This window comes from Allosediminivita pacifica, from assembly GCF_003054175.1.
Taxonomy (GTDB): Bacteria; Pseudomonadota; Alphaproteobacteria; order Rhodobacterales; family Rhodobacteraceae; genus Allosediminivita; species Allosediminivita pacifica.
The window spans coordinates 1-2,919 of sequence record NZ_QBKN01000074.1 but is presented as its reverse complement, the minus strand read 5'-3'; the positions used below and the strand labels follow the sequence as shown (position 1 = coordinate 2,919).

General features: G+C 60.4%; 4 protein-coding genes. 1 reads left to right on the top strand and 3 read right to left on the bottom strand.

Annotation, left to right across the window (positions count from 1 at the left end; all coding sequences use genetic code 11):
* From C8N44_RS22865 to C8N44_RS22855, 3 genes are all read right to left on the bottom strand, one after another.
* On the bottom strand, positions 1-335 hold a 335-nt coding region (locus tag C8N44_RS22865; RefSeq protein WP_146178914.1), incomplete at its 3' end, for a DUF6088 family protein.
* Between the two features lie 135 nt (positions 336-470).
* Positions 471-734 carry a pyocin activator PrtN family protein gene (locus C8N44_RS22860; protein ID WP_020043354.1) on the bottom strand — a complete coding sequence of 88 codons (264 nt, stop codon included), beginning with the start codon at positions 732-734 and terminating at the stop codon, positions 471-473.
* A 237-nt stretch (positions 735-971) separates the two neighbouring features.
* Entirely contained in the window at positions 972-2,366 is a 1,395-nt protein-coding gene (locus tag C8N44_RS22855) for a hypothetical protein (protein WP_089851216.1), read from the bottom strand.
* Between the two features lie 275 nt (positions 2,367-2,641).
* Between C8N44_RS22855 and C8N44_RS22850 the strand changes: the two genes are divergently transcribed.
* The coding region (locus C8N44_RS22850) for an ArdC-like ssDNA-binding domain-containing protein (protein ID WP_146178913.1) at positions 2,642-2,919 on the top strand (278 nt) is incomplete at its 3' end.

Here is a 2,919-nt window from a genome sequence, read left to right as displayed (position 1 = left end):
GAGGTCAGGTACACGGATCGAACAGGCACTTGCGTGGTCAGGCCGAGTGCATTCGCTTCGGCGGCGCCGGTTGGAACGATGACTTCGCCACGTTGCGCCGCGAGGGCCTCGACGGCCTGTTCTACGGACGGCGCGCGCGTTCCAAACCGGCTTTTGATCGGTCGCAGGTAAACTCCGCGCCCGGCACGGATCAGCTCGCCGCGCTCGGCAAGTCGCGACAAGGCCTGGTCCACACCGGCACGGCTGCCGAGGTGCAGCAGGCCCTTTGCGGCAATTGGCGCTCCTTCCGGAAGTCCCTCTGCATGGGTCAATATCTGTTCTGCAAGGTGCTGCATGATCGTTCTCCTGTCAGAAATATACGCAGTTTTCTGACAGAATTCAATCCGTGCTATTGAGCGAGCTGAGGAGGGTGGTGGCTTCGCGCCAAGGGTATCAGCCTCGCCTTCGGCGAGTTTCAAAGGGGAACATGCCTACCGAAGGCCCTGCAGTTGCAGGCATTCCTTGACGGCTGCAGCCCGCCTCTTGTCGAGGTATTCGGCCAGATCGTCGATATGGACGCCTTTGGCGCATTTCTGCGACGCTTCCATGCGGACGAGGGGGAGGGCGATGGAACCGGCCGAGACTTTGCGGATGAACTTGTCAGTACTCAGACCGAAAAAATCCCTGGCGACATCCTCCGCAGGAATGATCGGTCGCCCGGAATACATTGCTATCAAGAGAAACGCCGTGTTCATGATCCCGGAGTGAAGCACGATGGCATAGTTGGGAGAAGGGCGCGCAGCGGGTTGGCGGGGAAGCGGATAGCATGGCGCGCAAATCGGACGGGAGCGTTGGATCCGGGAGACTGTCTGCAGCATGTGAAGGGGTAGGGAACCCGTGCCTGGGTGGTCGTGCATAAGGCGTACTTCGGGTCGCAAACATCCTCGGGTGATCGAATGCGAGCACCTTCGGTGCATTCGGCATGAAGTCTTTCACGCCTTTGGACCCTTCGACATCAGTTGCTCCAGGGTCGGCGGTGGATCCGTGTCGTTTTGGATCAGTGTCTGGGACCAAAGGATCGAGGTTTCGTAAAAACTTCGACACACCGTCTCACCGTCTTGGTCGAACCAGTGTGTTGCCTCCGGCAGAAGCTCAAATGGCAAGGGGTGGTGCGCGAACGGATTGTGAAAAACCTCGATTTCAGCCGACCACGGCTCACTCCCTATCGGCCAAAGGTTGCGATATTCATCGCTGGTCACATCCAGGCAGAAAGGGATGCCCCTGAGAGCGCCCGGCGTCCTGTCAAAGAAGTTGCCAATCCGCATGTATCGCAGTCCACTCGGTGCGCCCTGACCCGATACCGCAACGCGGTTGAGCTTGGCCATCGAACACGCGTTCGAAAAGATTACTGCGGAGAGCTCGGCGTGGCCCGCATCGGCAAACAGGCCGGCGGGAAATCTTGCCTTGCCCTTGAGGTGGGATGCCTTCGTCGGACGCGCATGCATGCGCCCGTCGATTTCAACCTCTTCTGCGCCCTCGCCATAAAGATATCCGATCAGTCCTTCCCGGCTCCAGATCATTGATGCCGGTGCCTGAAAGTCCGCAATCGCCAGGGCGAAGGGCTGACCCTTTACATGCGGCAATTGATCGTAATTGCGAGCAAGCTTGTTGCCGATCGTTTTGGCAAAGCGCAAAGCTCCGGCGCCGAAAAACGCCTCTTCCCGGTCGGCTGGCAAGGCGCTCGGAGGCGCGTTCACATGGTTGTAAGGATCTGCCGGATTGGCCGTCACGGCTTCCACCCATGCCGAACCGCCATGCCTGTTCTCGATGCGGAAATCCGGGGACTCATATGGTTGGGTCACGAGCAATCCCTGCTCGCGAAACGTCGCCAGCAACTGCGCCTCCCACAACCGCGTGTGAAAGTTATTCGTCTGGCAATCACCTGCCCAGTTTCGATCTGGCTTTGGAAGCGCGAGATAGAGCTGGTTGAGCGTCCATGCCGCGGGGTGATGGGACGGCAGCGTCAACGTTGCGAACACTTCGCTCGCCGTCCTCCCTTCCAGATCATAAAGCGCGGGCCGCTGCATGACGCCGGGTGGAACAGGTTCCGGAGACTCTCCGTCTTTCAGGAGAGGCGTCAACTGGGCGAGGGCTTCCTTTTCAGTGGCATAGCCTTCACGCTCGGCCGTCAACGTCCAGACTCGGTCGGTTCGCCGCCGCATGACCAGCACCCCAAAGGAGCGATCGTTCAGATCGTGCCTGAGAATGCCGCATGAGAGACCGTCTTCGCTTAGCCATGCGCCGACAGGGGGCCGGTTTCCGAACCCATGCCCCTTGGGGAGGGACAGCGCATAAATGCTGAATTCCCATTGCGGTAGCGCTCTCAAAACTTCGTTCCGTCAACTCAATTGGGGTACGCCGATTGAGCGTTTCAAGCCTGCTCCCACGACGTCCAGAGATATCCAGTTCTAGTCTTTAAAACCCCCGGTGAATAGCCGGGAGGGGAAAGCCTTCCCCCTGGTCGGCACTGGCGTTGCCGACGCACCCCCATCAGCGGGGAGACCCCGCAACGCCCCCTGAGAGTGAAAGTGCGGGCGGGTTTTCCGTGACGGGTTGAGGGCTGGAGGAGAGGCCTCCGGCGCCCGTCGCGGAGATCAATCCGATGGCGAGAGAGCATCGCGCTGCCCGCAAGAGCGGCCCGCGCACGAACCTTTATGACGACATCACCGACAAGATCATCGCCGAACTGGAGGACGGCCGGCTGCCCTGGATTCAGCCCTGGGGAACGGCGGCGGCGGAGGCGCCGCTCACCATGCCGCGCAACGCCAGCACAGGTCGGCAATACTCCGGGATCAATGTCCTGATCCTCTGGGGCTCCGTGATCCAGCGGGGCTATCCAACCCAGCACTGGCTGACGTTCCGCCAGGCGCTGTCGCTCGG